The organism is Aliamphritea hakodatensis (assembly GCF_024347195.1).
GTDB classification, from domain to species: domain Bacteria; phylum Pseudomonadota; class Gammaproteobacteria; order Pseudomonadales; family Balneatricaceae; genus Amphritea; species Amphritea hakodatensis.
Genome location: NZ_AP025281.1, coordinates 3,887,120 through 3,906,059, shown reverse-complemented (window position 1 = coordinate 3,906,059; position 18,940 = coordinate 3,887,120). Strand labels below are relative to the sequence as shown.

Here is an 18,940-nt window from a genome sequence, read left to right as displayed (position 1 = left end):
CGAAAGATTCTAATAACAACGACAGAGATTTTGCAGCGTGACAGTGCTTACCTGTCTGCGATGACAATGGCAGACATGACAGGGCAGTAAGTGTTGTCCGGGCAAAGCTCGCCACACGGTGAAGACCCATGATAAGAAAAAAAATACTCAATCAAGTTTGTTCAGCGGCGATTGCGCTGGGTGTGTCAGTAAGCGCAAATGCTGAAGTGCTGGAGTGGACCTCAGGTCAGCTGGGTGGCGGCTGGTTCACCATGGCGTCCGGGGTGTCTAACCTGGTGAAAGATGCCTATCCTGATCTGACCCTTAAAATTGTACCGGGTGGTGGTACCACGAACCCGACCAAGATTGACCGTGGCATCAGCCAGTTTGGCTGGGGTCTGGACACTTTTTCGTATCAGGCCAGCAAAGGTGTGGTGCTGTATAACAACAAGCCCCATGAAAACCTGATGATGGTTGGCATGAGCTTCTCGGATATTTTCTACCACATGGTGGCCAGCGAGAATGCTAAATATAATTCCATTGAAGACCTGCTGAAGAACGGTAAAGACGTAAACATTGCGGTTGTTAAGCGTGGCTCTTCCGGTGAGCAGGCGTTCCGCTGGATGATGGAACAGTTTGGCACCAGCTACGATGACCTGAAAGACCGGGGCTTCAAGATTAACCACGGTAACTTCAGCGAGATGAGCTCCCAGTTCAAAGACGGTCAGGTTGATTACGTCTTCGGCGGTCAGGGCCTGCCGGGTGCTGCAATGATCGATATGGGTCAGGCCCGTAAGATGCATCTGGTGAACTTCTCAGACAAAACCCTGAAAGGCCTGAACGAAAAGTACGGTTTCCTTAACGGTACGATTCCTGCTGATACCTATGAAGGTGTGGCAGCGGCCAATACCATTAAAATGGCGACGACTTTGCTGGTAGGTAAAAATGTTAGCGAAGACACGGTGTATAAGGTGACTAAAACCCTGTGTGAGAATAACGCTAAATTGTCCAGCATTCATGCTTCCATGAAGGCGTTTGATTGTGCCACCGCATTCAAGAATGCGCCGGCTCCGGTTCATCCGGGTGCTGCCAAGTACTACAAAGAAGCGGGTTACATGTAAGGGGGCAGCCTATGCATAACCTGTTTGCGGCCGGGTATTTGCCCGGCCGTTTTATCTCCACCGTCTGTTGATTCCTCCGTGCAACCACACCGCCGGTTTATGCTGTTAAGCGGTATAATGGCACGGTCAACGGGTACGCTTTAGGGTGATGTTATGTTTTCTAATCTGACTGCGCCGGACAGCCGTTATGCTGTCTGGATGCTGCGATTTATTGCGCTGTGGGCATTTGCGGCCAGTGTCTTCCATCTTTATACCGCTTATATCGGATTTCTGGAGCCGCGGACCCAGCGTTCCCTGCATCTGATGTTTATGCTGCCGCTGGTGTTTCTGATGTTTCCGCGCCGGCGCAATCAGGTCAGTGTGGATCATCCTTTTATTCCCGGGCCAACGGCAATCGTGCTGTTTATCCTGTCGATTTTGCCTTTTCTGTATTCCTGGCTTGAAGCCGACCGGATCAACCTGCGTCTGGAAGGCATTGATGAAGTGCTGCCGGTTGAGCTGTGGATGGGCACGCTGGCAACGGTGCTGTTGCTGGAAGCCCTGCGCCGTTCGGTATCGCCGATTTTGGCGGGGCTGGTTACCGTTGGGATCAGTTATCTGTTTCTGACCGAGTATATGCCCGGCATCTTTAATTACCGGGATATGCCGTATTACGAAATTATTGAAACCCTTTACCTGTTTAACGGCCAGGGCATGTTTGGCTCGATTACCGGCATCGCGGCGACTATGGTGGCGATCTTTATTGCCTATGGTGCGTTCATGGAAGCCAGCGGTGTGGGTAAGTTATTCACCCAGGGCGGACAACTGATTGCCGGCCGTTACAGCGGTGGTCCGGCGAAGGTTGCAGTGGTGACCTCGGCATTCTTTGGCACCATGAGTGGCTCTGCCTCGGCCAACGTATTTACCACCGGCTCGTTTACCATTCCGATGATGAAGCGTATCGGTTTCCGGCCGCAGGTTGCCGGCGGCATTGAAACCGCCGCCAGTGTGGGTGGTCAGAGCGCGCCGCCGATCATGGGGGCAGGGGCCTTCATCATGTCGGAAATTACCAATACGCCGTACAGTGAAATCATTGTCGCGGCTATATTAGGTTCGTTGTGTTTCTTTACACTTATTTTCGTATCAGTGCATTTTGAAGCCCGTAAGCATGGTCTGAAAGGGATGGATGCCAGCGAGCTGCCAACCACGGCCGAAGTGCTGAAAAAACTCTATCTGCTGATTCCTATCGTGGTATTAATCGTGTTGCTGATGTTGCGTTATTCTCCGCATATGTCGGCCCTGTATTCGATTATAGCCACGCTGGTCGTGGTTACCCTGACCTCGGAGCGGTTCAGCCCTAAGAAGCTGTTTGATGTGCTGGTGACGGCCGGGCGTAATACCGTGACCATTGCCGTGGCCTGTGCCGGTGCCGGTATCATTGTTGCGGTGCTGACGAAAACCGGTCTGGTTGTTTCTATCGGTTCCATTGTGACTGATATTGCCAACGGCCAGATGTGGGTGGCGGCTATTGCGCTGATGTTTGTCACGCTGATAATGGGCATGGGGGTGCCGACGACGCCTGCGTACGTGATTACCTCGGCAATCGGTGCGCCGTTGCTGATTAATGAATTCGGTGCGCCGGTGCTGGCTGCGCATATGTTTATTTTCTACTTTGCCATTCTGGCGGATGCTACACCACCGGTATCCATTGCTTCATATGCGGCGGCGTCTATTGCCCGCTGTAATCCGTTGCTTACCGGCTTGCATGCTTCGCGGATGGCGATTGCCGGTTATGTGGTGGGCTTCAGTTATCTGTTTGTGCCGGAAATGCGCATGGAAGGCAGTTTTATCAGCATCATTGCCCATCTGACGGCCATTGTCGGCGGGTTGTCATTGCTGGCAGCGGGAATAGCCGGCTATTTCTCCAGCCATCTGAATATTCTGGCCCGGCTGTTGTTAATTGGCTTAGGTATCGGTATCGCGCTGTTCTCCTGGATTGATGTGTATCTGCGTGATGCTGCTGTGCTGGGGGTATTCCTGCTGCTGTATCTGTTTTCAAAAAGCCGGGCTTCCCGGGCAGAGGCTGTTTCCTGACAGTTGTTTTTCCTTTTAGTAACAAGCCCTCTGTATGAGGGCTTTTTTTTGTCTGCAACTGCTTGCCGGAGCTGACCGTTTTCTGAATAGGAAAAGCTGTGGAGTGGGCACCGTTTATTGTATTGAGTGGGGCTTAATTATCAGCATATTGCGGTTTATGCTTGGACGCTGGTGGCTGTTAAAGTCTGGGTGATTAAGAGGGAACCGGCCTGAGTGTCTGTTGCTGAAAGTAAAACGGATGTGGAAAAACGATGTTACCTGAGTTCCTGAGGAACCTGCTATCTGCGCGGTCAGGCTGTGGGCCATGCTGAGAGTTGTCTGGCTGGGGGGCGCGCAGATGAGCGCCTGGGGCTGTTTGCTATACAGCTTTCCCATGCTGGCCGAAGCCTTGCTGGCTGAGTATGGCTGGTCCAGATTTGAAGTCTATGCCGCTGGCAGCGTGGCGATGGCAGTGGCTGCGGTCAGTGCCTATCCGGTGGGGAGGTGGATTGATCTGGGCTACGGCCGGGCGGTGATGTGTCTGGGCGGGCTGTTAGGCGCCGGTGTGCTCTGTGGTCTGTCACAGGTTGAGGCGGTCTGGCAATTATACGCGCTGTACGTACTGATGGGGATGGCACTGGCGGCCAGCCTGTATGAGCCGCTGTTTGCCTGTGTGACCTTTTGTTTCGGCGTGGAGCAGGCCCGTTACATCATCCCGCGGCTGACCCTGTGGGCAGGCTTTGCCAGTCTGGTTTTCATGCCGTATACCCAGTTGTTGATTGATACCTTTGGCTGGCGCATGGCGATGCCGGTGTTAGGGCTGACCTATGTGCTGATTGCCCCGGGTATCTATTGCTGGCTGCTTAAGCCGCCTGAAAAACTGCCTGAGGTGCGTAAACCGGCGTCGCAAACCGTGGACGGTGTGCTCAGGCTGAGTGTTTTCTGGTATCTGGTGGTTGCATTTGTGGGCTACGGCCTGATTCAGGCCGGGCTGAATTTTCATCTGTTTGCCATCCTGCTGGAAAAGCAGTTAGGCGTTGCAACGGCAATCTGGCTGGTGGCGATGCTAGGGCCGGTTCAGGTTGCCGGCCGTATTTGGCTAATGCTGCTACTGCGTTCCCGGGCGGCTACCGGTGCCGCTGTCATGCTGACCCTGTTTCAGCCGCTGGTTTTACTGGCAATGTACTTAAGCAGTGCGCTTGTGCCTTTATGGGTGGTGATCATCGTGTTTTACGGTTTACTCGGCGGCAGTCTGATCATCGTGAAAGGCATTGTCATTATTGATTATTTCCCTGATCAGCCATACGGACGGGTGAATGCCTTGCTGACGGCACCCTATAATCTTGCTCAGGCGGTCGCACCTCTGGTGGGGGCTGCCCTGTGGCTGCTGGGCAGTTCCTATGACAGTTATCTGTGGTTGCTGTTTGGCGTAAGTTTGCTGATTCCGCTGAGTTTTTATCTGGCGCGGCGTGGGCATGAAAGAGGCAATTCAGAGGCGGAGCGGGTTGTGTGAAGGCAGGAATGTTACGGCTGATTACTCGCGGGTGCCGGTCTGCAGGTACTGAAAGCCCTGCGGCGGTGCCGCAGGGCTGATGGTCACTTATATTGTGCGAAGGCTTTACGGTTTTTGCTGTCGATGTAATCTGCCACGGATACCGCCGGGTATTTGGCCGCTTCATTCGCCAGTTTTTTAAAGTCCCGGGAATCGATAATGGCATCCGGATCCGGATCAAAGAAGATCGGCATTGAAAAGCGTTCGTGGCCGGAGCGGTTAATCACCCGGTGCAGGTTGGAAGACAGGTGGTTATTGGTCCAGCGATGCAGCAGGTCGCCAATGTTGCAGACAAAGGTGCCGTCAATGGGCTGAGCTTCGACCCATTCATTCTGCTTGTTCAGCACCTGCAGGCCGCCATTGTTGTCCTGCAGTAACAGGGTAATGACACCAAAGTCAGTATGTGCGGCAGCACCGAAACGTTCCTGAGCTTCGTCTTCTGAGCTGGAGCGTGGATAGTACACCAACTGGCCCCGGCCGAGTGGGCTGGTATAACGTTTGGCGAAGAAGTCGGCTTCCTCACCCATGCCAACGGCGATTGCTTTGAGTACCTGATGGCCAAGCTGACAGACGGCATCATAATAAGGCACGACGTTATCTTTGAGGGCCGGGTAAAATTCTGGCCACAGGTTATCGGCGATCAGGGGAATCTGGGCTTTTTTAGCGATAAGGGCATCGGACCACTGTTCCGGACCGGTAAAGAAAATTTCTTTCAGATCGTGGGTTTTAGCGCCTTCCAGGGTTGCCATTCCCGGTGCCAGCCAGCCCCGCTGTGAGGTGTTTACAGCCACTGCCTGTTTTTGTTCCGCAGGCAGGCGGAAAAATGCTTTTGACGTTTCCAGTGCATTGTCGATAAGTCGCTGATCAATACCATGATTTTTAATATAGAAAAAACCGGTATTCAGTGCAGCTTCCATGAGCGGCTGGCTAACGGCTTCGATATCGCCATTCTGAATCAGCGGAGCAAAGTCGATCACGGGAATATCTTCCGGTGATAAAGCTTTAGCGGCAGCGTAATCCTGGTTGTTCGCTTGCATATGCAGAAGTCCCGAATTCAGACGCACACATGCAGAAGACAGTATGCCTGCGCCGGATGTTTTTATTATGAACGGCGCAGAATAATGCTGTGCCGGATTTTGAATATAGTACTTTATACCAATCTGTATACAGTTTTTGAATAGCCAGAACGCCTCAATTTACCGATAACCTGAGAGATTTGCCTAAATGCCTGCAGGGCGCCGATGGGCGTATCAGAGCGGAAGTCTGACTATGCGGCGTAAACGGAATGGCTCAGCAGGGGATATCCTGCTGAGAGGTTTCAGGAGAAGCGGTTTGGGCTGAAGGCTTGCGGGGCAATGTCGGTATCCTGTCCTGACATGAGTTGTGCCACAAGCTGGCCGGTTGCCGGGCCAGTGCTGAAACCGATGTGGTGGTGGCCGGTTGCCAGCCATAACCCCGGACACTCTTTAACTTCCCCGATAGCCGGCAGCGCATCCGGCAGTGTCGGCCGTCGCCCAAGCCAGGGCTGATCGAGGGGCTGCCCCAGCGGGAATGCCTGGCGGGCACTGGGGATGATGGCTTCAAGCTGCACCGGACTGGCGGGGGCATCCCGCTCCTTAAGTTCAACACCTGACGTGAGCCGGTAGCCCTGTTCCATCGGGGTAAGTACATAGCTGCCATCCACATCATGCACGGGCCGGCTGAGGGGCTGTTCAGCAGTGCTGCTGAAATGCTGATGGTAGCCCCGTTCATAGGCCATTGGCAGTTTGCAGTTCAGCGCTGACAACAGATCATTACTCCAGGGGCCCAGTGCGACGACCAGCTTTTCACAGCTGAGCTCAGTGCTGGCGGTGGCTAACTCAAACCCCTGTGATGTCTGCCTGACGTTGCGGATATCAGCAACCCGGAACTGACCGCCGGCGGCAATGAAGAGTTGGCGGTAGGCGAGGGTGACCTGCGCGGGGTTATCCACGCTGGCAGCATCACGGACCCAGGTTGCCCTGTGGTAGGTCTGTTGCAGCCCCGGTTCGAGCTGCTGCAGTTCCTCAGTGCTGAGAATTTGCATATCGACCCCGGCATCCTGCAACATGCGGCGTTCATAAGCGGCAGCATTAAAGCTTTCCGGGGTTCTGTAGAGCTTCAGCCAGCCGGTGGCACGCAGGCGCTGCTGACTGTCGGCCTGTGTCAGCCACTGTTGATGCAGTTCAATACTTTTGCGTACCAGTGCACTGAGTGCGGTGATCCGGTAGCTGTCAGATGCTTCATTGGCATGGGTCATGAAGCGTACCATCCAGCCGCAATTACGCAGCAGGTAACCGGTCTGATAACGCAGGGAAGGAGACTTCCCCGTGAGCATGGGCAGCAGGGATTTCCACAGCCGGGCATTATTCATGGGCAGTACTGAACTGGTGGCCAGTACGCCGGCATTACCGTAGGAGGTTTCGATAACCGCTTCGCTGCGGTCGAGCAGCGTTACCCGGTAACCCTGACGTTGCAGTTCGAGTGCGCAGCTGACGCCGACAATGCCGGCACCCAGTACACACACAGAAGGCTTATGGCCTGCGGAATTCGGAGCTTGATCTTGCAGCATGGGATGAACGTATCTTCCGGTCTTTAGCGTTATAGTTATGGTAGACGTTTTAGTCTACAGTATTGTATACAGTTTTTTTGAGATCACCTAGTGTCTCAGATATCGGAATGAATGGCTGAACAGGTTTTAAATTAAGTAATGGCTGAAGTGGATAGTTTTAAAGTTGGGGTGCTCATGCTGAACACCCGGTTTCCCCGTTTACCCGGTGATATCGGCAATCCGGATTCACTGCCCTGTGAGGTGATCATCCGGCGGGTGGATGCGGCCCGGGTGGATAATGTGGTGGGCAGTGAGGCTCCGGAAGCAGCCCTGCAGCAGATTCTGTTACAGGCCGGCGATGAGTTACAGGCACAGGGTACTGACTTGCTGGTGACGTCCTGTGGTTTTCTCAGTTGCATGCAGGATGCGCTGGCGGCACGGTATCAGGTGCCGGTTATTGCCAGCTCGCTGGTGCTGATGCCATTCCTGCGCACGGTTTACGGGCCGGCGGAAATCGGTGTGCTGACCTTCGACAGCCGTAAACTGACCGCACTGCATTTTAATGGCTGGTTTGATGAGCAGATCGGCATTGCCGGTATCGAGCAGGGAAAGGAGCTGTACCGGGTGATCAGCCAGGATGAAACGGAACTGGATGCGGAACAGGCTGAGCAGGATGTTCTCATGGCGGTGGATGCTCTGCGTCAGCGACAGCCGGGTATCAGGGTGCTGGTGCTGGAATGCACGAATTTATCCCCGTACAGAGCGGCAATTAAGCGGCACACCGGCTTACCGGTATACGATCTGATGACCGCTGTTAACTGGGTCAGAAACGCCCATTTATAAGTATTTGGGCGAAGGTTAGCGATACTTTTCTCCTGTATGTGAAAAGTTTTTTCCACTTTATTGTCCTCCCGGTAAGATCCTGAAACAGGCAGGAGCTGTGGCGGTGCCTCCGTATGTTTTTGTGCTCTATATTATTGATTCCGTTATTGTATTTGCTTTGATAAGGGGTATTCATAATGCCTATACGGAATGTGTATACGCATTATGCATAGGGGGCACATACGTATCCTGTATAGGGGTAGTTAGTATTTCGATTGGTGAAAGTCAGGGGCTTGGTTAGGCTGTATTGCTAGACAAGAAGGGGTTAACCCCACGGGGCCGGTGGTCGGCTCCATAAGAATAACAACGAAACCTTGATAGGATTTTTTCCCATGATGAAGAGAACAGCAAGTTTACTTGCCGGTGCATTGCTAAGCATGTCTGCAACTGCGCTGCAGGCTGAAACCCTGAAGATGGCATATGATGCTGACCCGGTAACGCTTGATATTCACGAGCAGCTTTCTGGCGGTATGCTGCAGCTTTCCCACATGGTGTATGACCCGCTGATTCGCTGGGACCGTAACCTGGGCTTTGAGCCACGCCTGGCTGAGAGCTGGGAGCGTATCGACGATAAGACAATGCGTTTCAAACTGCGTGAAGGTGTGACGTTTCATTCCGGTAATCCGCTGACTGCGAAAGATGTCCAGTTTACCTTTGACCGTCTGCTGAACTCCCCTGATTTTAAAGGCATTTTTTCCAAGTTTGAGTCGGTCAACGTTGTTGACGATTACACCTTTGATCTGGTGACTAAAGAGCCGTTCCCGCTGGTTCTGAACAACGCGACTTACATCTTCCCGATGGACAGCAAGTTCTATTCCGGTCAGGACGCGAACGGTAATGCTAAAGATATGCTGGTTAAGTTCGGTAATTCTTTTGCGTCAACCAATGTGTCCGGTACAGGTCCTTATACGGTTACTTACCGTGAGCAGGGCGTACGTACTGAGTTTGCCCGCAACCCGAATTACTGGGATAAAGATTCCAAGGGTAACGTTGATAAAATTGTTCTGACGCCGATCAAAGAAGCACCCACCCGTGTTGCCGCGCTACTGTCCGGCGATGTGGACTTCATGATGCCGGTACCGCCAACCGATCATAAGCGTATCGATGGCAGTGACAAAGTTGATCTGGTGACTATGCCGGGTACCCGTATTATCACGTTCCAGATGAACCAGAACCGTGTCGAAGCACTGAAAGACGTTCGTGTTCGTCAGGCAATCGTTTACGCGATCAATCAGGAAGGTATCGTTAAGAAGATCATGCGTGGTTTTGCGACCCCTGCTGCGCAGATGAGCCCTGAAGGTTATCTGGGTTTCAACCCGGATCTGAAACCGCGTTACGACCTGAAGAAAGCTAAAGCGCTGATGAAGGAAGCCGGTTACGAAGACGGTCTGAGCCTGACGATGATGGCGCCAAACAACCGTTACGTGAACGATGAAAAGATCGCTCAGGCGGTGGTTTCCATGCTGGCTAAGATCGGTATTAAGGTTGACCTGAAAACGATGCCTAAAGCACAGTACTGGCCAACCTTTGACGAGCGTGCAGCAGATATCATGATGATTGGCTGGCATGCAGATACTGAAGATTCCAACAACTTCTATGAGTTCCTGTCTGCCTGTCCGGATGCCGATACAGGTCTGGGTCAGTACAACAGCGGTAACTACTGTAACCCTGAAGCTGACAAACTGATGGCGCAGGCTAACGTTGAAACCGATCCGGCCAAGCGTGCTGAGCTGATGCAGCAGATTGAACAGATGCTGTATGACGACGCCGCTTTCATCCCACTGCACTGGCAGAACCTGGCGTGGGCATCTGCGAAAGGTGTCGAAATCGAGCCGGTTGTTAACAAGATGAACTTCCCTTACCTGGGTGACCTGGTAATCAAGCGCTAAATCGCTGTCTGCAGCCTTCGGGCTGCAACCGGGGGCTCAGTTCGCCAATTGACCTGAGCCCTTCATTCCTGATCAGATAAACGACTGAATTATAATTACTCGCTAGCCGGGACGGGTATCCTGTACCCGACCGAAAATACTTATGTTTGCAGGCTGAATTCTATGTTCGCTTTTTTAATCAAACGCTTAGCACAAGCTATCGTGGTGATGTTTGTGATCAGCATCATCAGTTTTTCGATACAGGACAACCTGGGTGACCCGTTGCGGGAACTGGTGGGGCAGTCGGTATCGGAAGAGGAGCGTCATGCGCTTCGTGAGGAAATGGGACTGAATGACCCGTTTCTGGAACGTTATCTTCGGTTTGCTGAGAATGCTGTCCAGGGTGACCTGGGGACGTCTTACTTCTTTAAAGAACCTGCCCTGCAGGTGATTCTTGCCAAACTGCCGGCCACACTGGACCTGGTATTTGGTGCGACCCTTATTATTATCGGTTTTTCTGTACCGCTGGGGGTTTACGCGGCCATCAAGCCCCGCAGCTGGTTCTCTAAACTGGTTATGGGCTTCAGTACCGTGGGTATTTCGATTCCGGTATTCCTGACAGCCATTGGCCTGATCTATCTGTTTTCTATTGAGCTTGGCTGGATGCCGTCATATGGCCGTGGCGAAGCGGGGCATATCTTCGGTTGGGATACGGCGTTTGTGACCGCCGACGGGCTGATGCATCTGATACTGCCATGTATTACGCTGGCGTCGATTATGTTGCCGCTGTTTATCCGTCTGATCCGTTCGGAAATGATGGAAGTTTTGCAGTCTGAGTACGTCAAGTTTGCCCGGGCGAAAGGCCTTTCGCCGACCCGTATTTATTTTTTACATGCTTTGAAAAATACCATGCTGCCGGTCATTACCGTGGGTGGTGTGCAGATTGGTACCATGGTGGCCTATACCATTCTGACGGAAACGGTGTTCCAGTGGCCGGGCATGGGCTTCCTGTTCCTGGAAGCGGTAAACCGGGTAGATACGCCACTGATCGTCGCTTACTTAATAGTCGTTGGTGCGATTTTCGTCATCACCAACACCATTGTTGATTTGATTTATGGTTTGGTGAATCCAACCGTGAAACTGTTTGGGGGCAAATAATCATGACTCAGACATCTTCTGCACTGGCGGATGAAGCGCCAACCATGATGCAGCGATTTGTGAAATCGCATTTCTGGCACAGTTTTAAAATTGACCGTGTGGCTCAGCTGAGCTTCATGGTATTCATGGCCTACGTGCTGATGGCGTTACTGGCGCCACTGCTGGCTCCGTTTGATCCGTACGATCCGGCCAGTATCGATATTATGAACTCTGAACTGCCGCCGAGCTGGCAGGAAGAAGGGGAAGCTTCGTTCTGGTTGGGCACCGATGCACAGGGCCGGGATCTGTGGTCGACCATTCTTTACGGTACCCGGGTGTCGCTGACAATCGGTATCTGTGCGGTGCTGCTGCAGGCTTTACTGGGCATCTGTATCGGTCTGGTGGCCGGTTATGTGGGCGGTAAAGTCGACAGCCTGCTGATGCGGATGGCAGACGTACAGCTGTCCTTCTCAACCATGATGGTGGCGATTATTGTACTGGCGGTATTCCAGGCAACCTTTGGCACTCAGCTGTATCAGGATCTGGCGATGGTGATGCTGATTCTGGTCATCGGTATCGCGGAATGGCCGCAGTATGCGCGGACCGTCCGGGCGTCTGTACTGGCGGAAAAGGAAAAAGAGTATGTGGATGCTGCCCGGGTCATGGGCCTGCGGGCGCCGCGGATCATGTTCCGTCATATTCTGCCGAATACCCTGTCGCCGATTCTGGTTATCTCAACGGTACAGATCGCCAATGCGATTATTTCTGAGGCCGCGCTGTCCTTTCTTGGGCTGGGTATGCCGGTGTCTCAGCCGTCACTGGGATCGCTGATCTCAAGTGGTTTTGAATTTATCTTCTCCGGTATCTGGTGGATCACTGTGATTCCGGGCGTGGTGTTAGTGGTGCTGGTGCTGGTCATGAACTTACTGGGCGATTGGCTGCGTGATGTACTGAACCCGAAGCTTTATAAGGGGTAAGCCAATGGCATTATTAGAAGTTAACAATTTAGAAGTCAGTTTTGGTCTGCGCAGCGGTGCAGTAAAAGCCCTGCGGGATATCAACTTTTCACTGGAACGCGGCGAGCGGATCGGTGTGGTGGGTGAGTCCGGTGCCGGTAAGTCGGTTCTGGGATTCTCTATCCTGAACCTGATTTCCCAGCCGGGATGGATCTCCGGAGGCGACGTCCGTTTTGAAGGCAAGAGCCTGCAGAATCTGGAAGACAAGGATATGCGTACCATCCGTGGTAACCGTATCGCAATGATCTTCCAGGACCCGATGATGACCCTGAACCCGGTGCTGACCATCGGTGATCAGATGGTTGAGTGTCTGCTGGCCCACCGTGAGATCAGTAAGGCCGCCGCCCGTAAGATTGCCCTGCAGAAACTGATGCAGGTACAGATTCCGTCTCCGGAAACGCGGCTGGATCAGTATCCGCATGAACTGTCCGGTGGTATGCGTCAGCGGATCGTCATCGCGATTGGACTGCTGATGGACCCGGACCTGATCATTGCCGATGAGCCGACCACCGCACTGGATGTAACCATTCAGGCGGAGATCATGGAGCTGATGCTGGAGCTGTGTGAGCGTAATAACGTTGCTCTGATCCTGATCACCCACGATCTTGGGGTGGTGTCTCAGGTTACCCAGCGCACCATGGTGATGTATGCCGGCCGGGTCATCGAGCAGGGGCCAACCAAAGAAATTATCAATGATGCTCAGCATCCTTATACCCAGGGCCTGATTAATGCCCTGCCACAGATGGGCGTACGCGGTGAACGTTTGCAGCAGATTCGCGGCTCCATGCCGACCCTGCAGGCGATCCCGAAAGGCTGTGCGTTCAGTAACCGTTGCGACTATGCCACAGAGCGTTGCCGGGTGATTCCGGAATTTACCCGCTCCGGCGGATGTCTGGTGGCATGCCACATGGTTGAAGAGTTGGTTGCGCAGTCCGAAAACAAGGCGCAGGAAGGGGGATCATAAGGTGTCAGCACAAGAATCAAAGCAGTCATTGCTGCAGGTCCGGGACCTGTATAAACGCTTTTCTATTTCCGGCGATTTTCTGGATCAGTTGCGTTTCGAAGGCGGTAAGATCAAGCGCCATCAGGAATTTGTTCACGCCATCAATGGTGTGGATCTGGATATTTTTAAAGGTGAAGCCCTGTGCGTGGTCGGTGAATCCGGCTGCGGCAAGTCTACCGTTGCCCGTACGGTGATGGGCCTGCTGGAGCCCAGTGGCGGTACCGTCAGCTATGATGGCCAGCGGATTGATAACCTGTCGGCGCAGCAGATGCTGCCTTACCGTAAAAAGATGCAGATGATCTTCCAGAATCCTTTTGCATCCCTTAACCCGCGAATGACGATTACCGAAACCCTGTCTGAGCCGGTGAAGTTTCACAACCCTAAGTGGTCCCGTATGGAAGTGCGGGACAAGGTGCATGAGGTGATGCATTCTGTGGGGGTTGATCCGAGCTGGGGCGTGCGTTTCCCCCACGAGTTTTCCGGCGGTCAGCGGCAGCGGATCAGTATCGCCCGTGCACTGGCGGTCGACCCTGAATTCATCGTTGCAGATGAGCCGATTTCGGCACTGGATGTATCCATTCAGGCGCAGGTGCTGAACCTGATGATGGATGCACAGGAACAGCGCGACCTGACCTATATGTTTATCACCCACGATTTATCCGTGGTGGAACATTTTGGTACCCGGGTAGCGGTTATGTATCTGGGCACCCTGTGTGAAATCGGTGACAGCCATACGGTATTTGATCAGCCACGGCACCCTTATACCAAGGCGCTGTTGTCGGCAATTCCGAAACTGGCGGATCACCGTCCGAATCACATTAAGCTGCAGGGTGAGGTATCCACACCGGTTAATCTGCCAAGCGGCTGTGTATTCCATGGCCGCTGTCCTTACGCGAATGACCGCTGTCGGGAAGAAAAGCCACAACTTATGTCAACAGAGGGTGGCATTAAGGTTGCGTGTCACGCCGTAGAAGAGCAGCGTATCGATTAATACGTCATAATGCTTATTCTTAAGTACGTATATCACATTCGAGCCTAGCCAAAGAGAATAACGAATATGCTTACCGTTAGCTGCGCGTTTGATGCGGGTAATATTGAGGTAGTGGATCAGCGTAACCCTGCGGATATTCAGCTGAATATCCGTAAGGATCATCAGTCTGATTTTTTTCAGTGGTTTTTTTACCGTGTTCAGGGGGCCGCCGGCCAGCAACTGCGCATGCGCTTGCTGAATGCTGATCAGGCCGCCTATGTGGATGGCTGGGAAGATTATCAGGCCGTGGCTTCCTATGACCGGGAGCACTGGTTTCGGGTACCCACCCGGTACGAAAACGGCGAACTGGTGATTGAGCACCAGCCGGAAACCAACAGCCTGTATTACGCCTACTTTGCGCCGTACAGCTATGAACGCCATCTGGACCTGCTGGCCTGGGCCGAACAGCACAGCAACTGTCGCAGTGTCCGGTTAGGGCAAACCCTGGATGGCCGGGATCTGGATCTGCTGGTGGTCGGTAATCCGGCGGTGGCCAAAGCGGCTGTCTGGGTGACCGCCCGGCAACATCCCGGTGAAACCATGGCAGAATGGCTGGTGGAAGGTTTTCTGGAGCGTCTGTTCGATAATGACGATGCCCAGGCCCGCCGCCTGAGCCAGCAACTGGTGTTTTTCGTGGTGCCAAATATGAATCCGGATGGTTCAGTCCGGGGACATTTGCGGACCAATGCAGCCGGAGTGAACCTTAACCGGGAGTGGATGACACCGTCCATGGAACAGAGCCCGGAAGTATATCTGGTCCGTCAGCAAATGGCCCAGACCGGGGTGGACTTACATCTGGATATCCACGGCGATGAAGCCTTGCCGTGTAATTTCATTGCCGGTCAGGAAGGCATTCCGGACACTTCGGCAGCGATTCTGGCGGCAGAGCAGCGTTTCCAGGAAGTGCTGATGACGGCCAATCCAGACTTCCAGATGGAACGGGGCTATGAGCCGGGTGTCTTTGGGGAAGAGACCCTGACCATGTGTTCCAACTGGGTGGGGCAGCATCACAACTGCCCGGCCATGACGCTGGAAATGCCGTTCAAAGATTACGACCTGCAGCCGGACCCGGTGCAGGGCTGGTCAGCAGGCCGCTCTGCAAAATTAGGGGCAAGCCTGTTAGATCCGATCGCAGACTGGTTGCAGAACCGTGACCGGACTGAGTCCGGGGACGCCTGCTAAATGGAAATTCGCTGGCTGGAAGATTTTATTGCCCTGGCGCGTACGCGGAATTTTTCCCGTGCCGCGGATGACCGTAATGTTACCCAGCCTACTCTGAGCCGCCGGATTAAACTGGTGGAAGAGGAAATGGGCGTCACGCTCATTGACCGTAACACGCTGCCGCTGTCGTTAACGGCAGCGGGAGAAGTGTTTCTGGCCTCGGCGGAACAGATCTCCCGCATTCATCATGATGCCAAAAGCCGCTGTAAAGATATTCTGGAGCAACAGAGTAACCGGCTGACATTCGCGGCTACCCAGTCTTTGTGTCTGGGTTTCTGGAAGTCCTGGCTGATGCCGCTGGCCGGCGATCTCGATGTTGATATGGTGCACAACCTGAAATCTACCACCTGGATGGGGGCGGATTTTGTGGAGGCACTGAGTAATAACGAATGTGATTTGGTGTTGTGCTACTGGCACCCGACCATCGATTTTTTACAGCCACTGGCCGATGAGCGTTTTGAGCATATTCTGGTGTGCCAGGAACAACTGGTGCCGGTAACTGCACTGGATGACGACGGCAAACCTCTGTATCAGTTACCTGGCAGCAAGCGCCACCCGGTGCCGTTTATCGGCTATCACGATAATGCTTTTCTGAAGCCGGTGATCCGCAGCTTTCTGCAGCGCCGGGAGCCTGCGCCGCACTTGCTGACCATGAACGAGAACGTCAACTCGGTCAGCGCCAAGGCCATGGTGAAGGAAGGGTTTGGTCTGGGCTGGTTGCCCACCACCTTGCTGGAAGATAACTTCCGCTATAACCGTCTCGATTTTGCTGCCGATCAGAGCTGGAATATTCCAGTGGAGATCCGCCTGTATCGCTCGCGGCTTAATCAGAATCAACAATTACAAAAACTCTGGCCCCATTTACAGCGCACCCTGCCGTTAGAAAAGGTATCGCTGGCGGTGGGAGATGACCATAAGGTGTCGGTTAATTCATGAATCAACAGGCCTATTTTTCCCACCTGAACAGATTACAGCAAACCACAGAAAACCTGCTGGCGGATGCCGGGTTCGACGGTTTACTGATCGGCTCAGGCGGTTCCTCCCTGCGTTTTCAGGACGATTACAGACATACCTATAAAGCCAATCCGAATTTTGTGCACTGGCTGCCGTTTCTGACCCAGCATCCGGGTTGCTGGCTGCTGGTTCAGCCGGGTAAAAAGCCGGTTCTGTATTTCGTGATGGCCGATGACTTCTGGCATGTGACCCCGGAACTGCCGGCTGACTGGTGGGCCGAAGCGTTCGACGTGGTAGCGATCAAAGACAGTGCTCCGGTCAGCCAGGATAATCTGGCTGTGATTACCGAGCACATGCCGGCGTTTGCCCGCGACAGCTGGACGCATAATCCACAGGCGCTGATCCAGGAGCTGCACCGGGTGCGCCGGGTTAAGTCTGAATGGGAACATGATTGCTTGCGCGAAGCGAATATTCTCGCCGTGCAGGGGCATTTGCGGGCTGAGCAGGGCTTCCGTGCCGGTGAGTCTGAGTATGAGATTCATCAGGGCTATCTGGCGGCGATCGCACATAACGAAAAACAACTGCCTTATGACAACATTGTCGGTCTGAATGAACATGCTGCGGTGCTGCATTATCAGTGGCAGGACCGCAGCCTGCCGGATCAGCACCGTACCTTGCTGATCGATGCCGGGGCGAACTATCTTGGCTACGCGGCGGATATTACCCGTACCTACGCCGCTGAGGCCGGTGTGTTTGCCGACTTGCTGGCGGCCATGGAACAGGCGCAGCTGGAAACGCTGAGCGAGATGCGGGCAGGTGTCAGCTATGTGGATCTGCATCTGGGTATGCATCGTAAGATTGCCGGCATTCTGCAGCAGGCCGGTATTGTCCGGGCTTCGGCGGATACTCAGCTGGAAGAAGGTGTGACCCGGGTATTCTTCCCGCATGGTCTGGGGCATCTGTTGGGCATTCAGGTGCATGACGTAGGCGCCTGGCAGCATGACCAGTTGGGCACTGAACCTGCGCCACCGGCGGAACATCCCTTCCTGCGTTATGCCGGAGACCTGGAAGCCGGCAGCGTGTTAACCGTTGAACCGGGTCTTTATTTTATCCCCAGCCTGTTACAAACCTTACGTCAGTCACCGGTCGCAGAGCTGATCGACTGGGCACTGGTTGAGCACCTGCTGCCATTTGGCGGCATCCGGATTGAGGACAATGTGCTGATTACTGCGCAAGGGATTGAAAACTTTACCCGTGATGCGTTTGTCGCAGCACAGTAAAACTGCCGTTAAAATACCGCCGGGACTTGGATGCTGGCAGCGCTCATATTATAGTGCAAGTGATGTAGGGCCATTTGCGGCCTGCTATGCAGGCCGGCATAACAACGGTCTGTTTCCCTGATGTGCCACCGGAAAGACCGGCCACACAGAGCATTTTTTGTAGGATCTTATATAGATGCGTGAGCAAGATAATCTGGAAGTCCCGAGTTTCGGACCGGCTGATCCCAGTCTGGTGAAACAATCCCCTGAAACTAAGCTGGGTGACGGCGTGATTGCCCAGTCTGTCAATGCCGAGCAGGCAAAAAAGGGTAAGGGTTTTATCCTGATGGTCGTACTGCTGCTGGCAGCCGTGGTTGCCGGTCTGGGCTATTGGGGGAAGTTGCAACAGGACCAGATCCTGCAACAACAGGCGTTACTGGCTGCGCAGTCAAAACAGGTTGAAGATTTATCCGGGCAGATCGTCCAGTTACAGCAATTACTCAAGAGCGCGGAAAGCAGTGTCGAGCAGTCTGATGAATCCCTGCTTGAATGGGTAAACAACCGGGCTGCAACAGCAGATCAGAAGATTCAGGCGCTCGCTGAACAGCTGACATCCTTACAGGCAAAAGTAGATAAACAAACCACAGAACAACTTAGCCAGCAGGCAACAACGCTGGATAAACTGAATGCCGGTTCGGCGGAGCAGGCTAAGTCGCTGAATAGCCTGACAACCCGTCTGGTTGCAGTGGAAACCCTGAGTGGTGAGCTGGAAGCGGTCAATAAGTCTGCGGCTTCCAGTCAGCAGAGCATTGATAAGCTGGGTAAGGATCTGGCCGGGGTTAATGCCGGTCTGGATAAGCAGATTAAGTCAGTCAGCACCAAGCTGGCCAGTCTGGAAAAGAGCCTTCAGGCACAGGATAAATCACTTAAGGCAGCCAATAAGAAAATCAGCGGCAGCAGCGGTGCTGACAGCAAACAGCTGGCGCAGGTGCGGGCTGATCTGGCAGCGCTGAGTGCGGATTACCAGATTTTATCTGAAGGTCAGGAGCTGCAGCGTGTGGCTTTATCCCAGCAGGGTAAAGATCTGAACCGCCGTATTGATCAGGTAGGTTCGCAGGGAAGTCAGGGCGGTGCAACTGCCGCGTCACTGGAACGCCGGGTTAAGATCAATGAACAGGCTGTTAAAGCGATTGACGGTTCCCGTCTGGTGCTGAACAAGGAACTTTTACGGATCCGTCAGCGTCTTAATAATCTCCAGTTACAGGTAGAAAGCCTGCAATAAATGCCGCGGGTACCG

At 53.5% G+C, this 18,940-nt stretch carries 15 protein-coding genes; 13 read left to right on the top strand and 2 right to left on the bottom strand.

Annotated features, from left to right (window positions below; all coding sequences use genetic code 11):
- Positions 1-128: 128 nt before the first annotated feature.
- From PCI15_RS17855 to PCI15_RS17845, 3 genes are all read left to right on the top strand, one after another.
- Entirely contained in the window at positions 129-1,100 is a 972-nt protein-coding gene (locus PCI15_RS17855; RefSeq protein WP_271271279.1) for a TAXI family TRAP transporter solute-binding subunit, read from the top strand.
- A 153-nt stretch (positions 1,101-1,253) separates the two neighbouring features.
- The gene (locus PCI15_RS17850; protein ID WP_271271278.1) at positions 1,254-3,173 is read left to right on the top strand and encodes a TRAP transporter permease; all 1,920 of its coding nucleotides are present in this window, start codon (positions 1,254-1,256) and stop codon (positions 3,171-3,173) included.
- Between the two features lie 304 nt (positions 3,174-3,477).
- Positions 3,478-4,665: an MFS transporter gene (locus PCI15_RS17845; protein WP_271271277.1), complete on the top strand. Its 1,188-nt coding sequence runs from the start codon at positions 3,478-3,480 to the stop codon at positions 4,663-4,665.
- 83 nt (positions 4,666-4,748) lie between these two features.
- On the opposite strand, the gene PCI15_RS17840 is transcribed toward PCI15_RS17845, so the two are convergent.
- Both PCI15_RS17840 and PCI15_RS17835 read right to left on the bottom strand, forming a co-directional pair.
- Positions 4,749-5,741: an isopenicillin N synthase family dioxygenase gene (locus PCI15_RS17840; protein ID WP_271271276.1), complete on the bottom strand. Its 993-nt coding sequence runs from the start codon at positions 5,739-5,741 to the stop codon at positions 4,749-4,751.
- 281 nt (positions 5,742-6,022) lie between these two features.
- On the bottom strand, positions 6,023-7,294 hold the full coding sequence (locus tag PCI15_RS17835; RefSeq protein WP_271271275.1) for an NAD(P)/FAD-dependent oxidoreductase: 1,272 nt from the start codon (positions 7,292-7,294) through the stop codon (positions 6,023-6,025).
- 138 nt (positions 7,295-7,432) lie between these two features.
- Between PCI15_RS17835 and PCI15_RS17830 the strand changes: the two genes are divergently transcribed.
- The 10 genes from PCI15_RS17830 (at position 7,433) to PCI15_RS17785 (ending at position 18,925) form a co-directional block, all read left to right on the top strand.
- Positions 7,433-8,116, top strand: a complete 684-nt coding sequence (locus tag PCI15_RS17830; RefSeq protein ID WP_271271274.1) for an aspartate/glutamate racemase family protein — start codon at positions 7,433-7,435, stop codon at positions 8,114-8,116.
- Between the two features lie 374 nt (positions 8,117-8,490).
- Complete coding sequence (locus PCI15_RS17825; RefSeq protein WP_271274650.1) at positions 8,491-10,044, top strand: ABC transporter substrate-binding protein; 1,554 nt, start codon at positions 8,491-8,493, stop codon at positions 10,042-10,044.
- A gap of 162 nt (positions 10,045-10,206) precedes the next feature.
- The gene (locus PCI15_RS17820; protein ID WP_271271273.1) at positions 10,207-11,181 is read left to right on the top strand and encodes an ABC transporter permease; all 975 of its coding nucleotides are present in this window, start codon (positions 10,207-10,209) and stop codon (positions 11,179-11,181) included.
- 2 nt (positions 11,182-11,183) lie between these two features.
- On the top strand, positions 11,184-12,137 hold the full coding sequence (locus tag PCI15_RS17815) for an ABC transporter permease (protein ID WP_271271272.1): 954 nt from the start codon (positions 11,184-11,186) through the stop codon (positions 12,135-12,137).
- Positions 12,138-12,141: 4 nt separating this feature from the next.
- Positions 12,142-13,140, top strand: a complete 999-nt coding sequence (locus PCI15_RS17810; protein ID WP_271271271.1) for an ABC transporter ATP-binding protein — start codon at positions 12,142-12,144, stop codon at positions 13,138-13,140.
- A gap of 1 nt (position 13,141) precedes the next feature.
- The gene (locus PCI15_RS17805; protein WP_271271270.1) at positions 13,142-14,170 is read left to right on the top strand and encodes an ABC transporter ATP-binding protein; all 1,029 of its coding nucleotides are present in this window, start codon (positions 13,142-13,144) and stop codon (positions 14,168-14,170) included.
- Between the two features lie 66 nt (positions 14,171-14,236).
- Positions 14,237-15,391: a M14 family metallopeptidase gene (locus PCI15_RS17800; protein ID WP_336296715.1), complete on the top strand. Its 1,155-nt coding sequence runs from the start codon at positions 14,237-14,239 to the stop codon at positions 15,389-15,391.
- Positions 15,392-16,366: a LysR family transcriptional regulator gene (locus PCI15_RS17795; protein WP_271271269.1), complete on the top strand. Its 975-nt coding sequence runs from the start codon at positions 15,392-15,394 to the stop codon at positions 16,364-16,366.
- Entirely contained in the window at positions 16,363-17,664 is a 1,302-nt protein-coding gene (gene pepQ / locus PCI15_RS17790; protein WP_271271268.1) for a Xaa-Pro dipeptidase, read from the top strand. Before PCI15_RS17795 ends, pepQ begins: the two co-directional genes overlap by 4 nt.
- Positions 17,665-17,839: 175 nt before the next feature.
- Complete coding sequence (locus PCI15_RS17785) at positions 17,840-18,925, top strand: coiled-coil domain-containing protein (protein WP_271271267.1); 1,086 nt, start codon at positions 17,840-17,842, stop codon at positions 18,923-18,925.
- Positions 18,926-18,940 lie beyond the last annotated feature (15 nt).

Coding starts and splice junctions, on each gene's coding strand:
- PCI15_RS17855 (WP_271271279.1), top strand. CDS start 129: ATGATAAGAAAAAAAATACTCAATCAAGTTTGTTCAGCGGCGATTGCG.
- pepQ (WP_271271268.1), top strand. CDS start 16,363: ATGAATCAACAGGCCTATTTTTCCCACCTGAACAGATTACAGCAAACC.
- PCI15_RS17845 (WP_271271277.1), top strand. CDS start 3,478: ATGCTGAGAGTTGTCTGGCTGGGGGGCGCGCAGATGAGCGCCTGGGGC.
- PCI15_RS17840 (WP_271271276.1), bottom strand. CDS start 5,741: ATGCAAGCGAACAACCAGGATTACGCTGCCGCTAAAGCTTTATCACCG.
- PCI15_RS17835 (WP_271271275.1), bottom strand. CDS start 7,294: ATGCTGCAAGATCAAGCTCCGAATTCCGCAGGCCATAAGCCTTCTGTG.
- PCI15_RS17830 (WP_271271274.1), top strand. CDS start 7,433: ATGGCTGAAGTGGATAGTTTTAAAGTTGGGGTGCTCATGCTGAACACC.
- PCI15_RS17825 (WP_271274650.1), top strand. CDS start 8,491: ATGAAGAGAACAGCAAGTTTACTTGCCGGTGCATTGCTAAGCATGTCT.
- PCI15_RS17795 (WP_271271269.1), top strand. CDS start 15,392: ATGGAAATTCGCTGGCTGGAAGATTTTATTGCCCTGGCGCGTACGCGG.
- PCI15_RS17810 (WP_271271271.1), top strand. CDS start 12,142: ATGGCATTATTAGAAGTTAACAATTTAGAAGTCAGTTTTGGTCTGCGC.
- PCI15_RS17820 (WP_271271273.1), top strand. CDS start 10,207: ATGTTCGCTTTTTTAATCAAACGCTTAGCACAAGCTATCGTGGTGATG.
- PCI15_RS17785 (WP_271271267.1), top strand. CDS start 17,840: ATGCGTGAGCAAGATAATCTGGAAGTCCCGAGTTTCGGACCGGCTGAT.
- PCI15_RS17850 (WP_271271278.1), top strand. CDS start 1,254: ATGTTTTCTAATCTGACTGCGCCGGACAGCCGTTATGCTGTCTGGATG.
- PCI15_RS17815 (WP_271271272.1), top strand. CDS start 11,184: ATGACTCAGACATCTTCTGCACTGGCGGATGAAGCGCCAACCATGATG.
- PCI15_RS17800 (WP_336296715.1), top strand. CDS start 14,237: ATGCTTACCGTTAGCTGCGCGTTTGATGCGGGTAATATTGAGGTAGTG.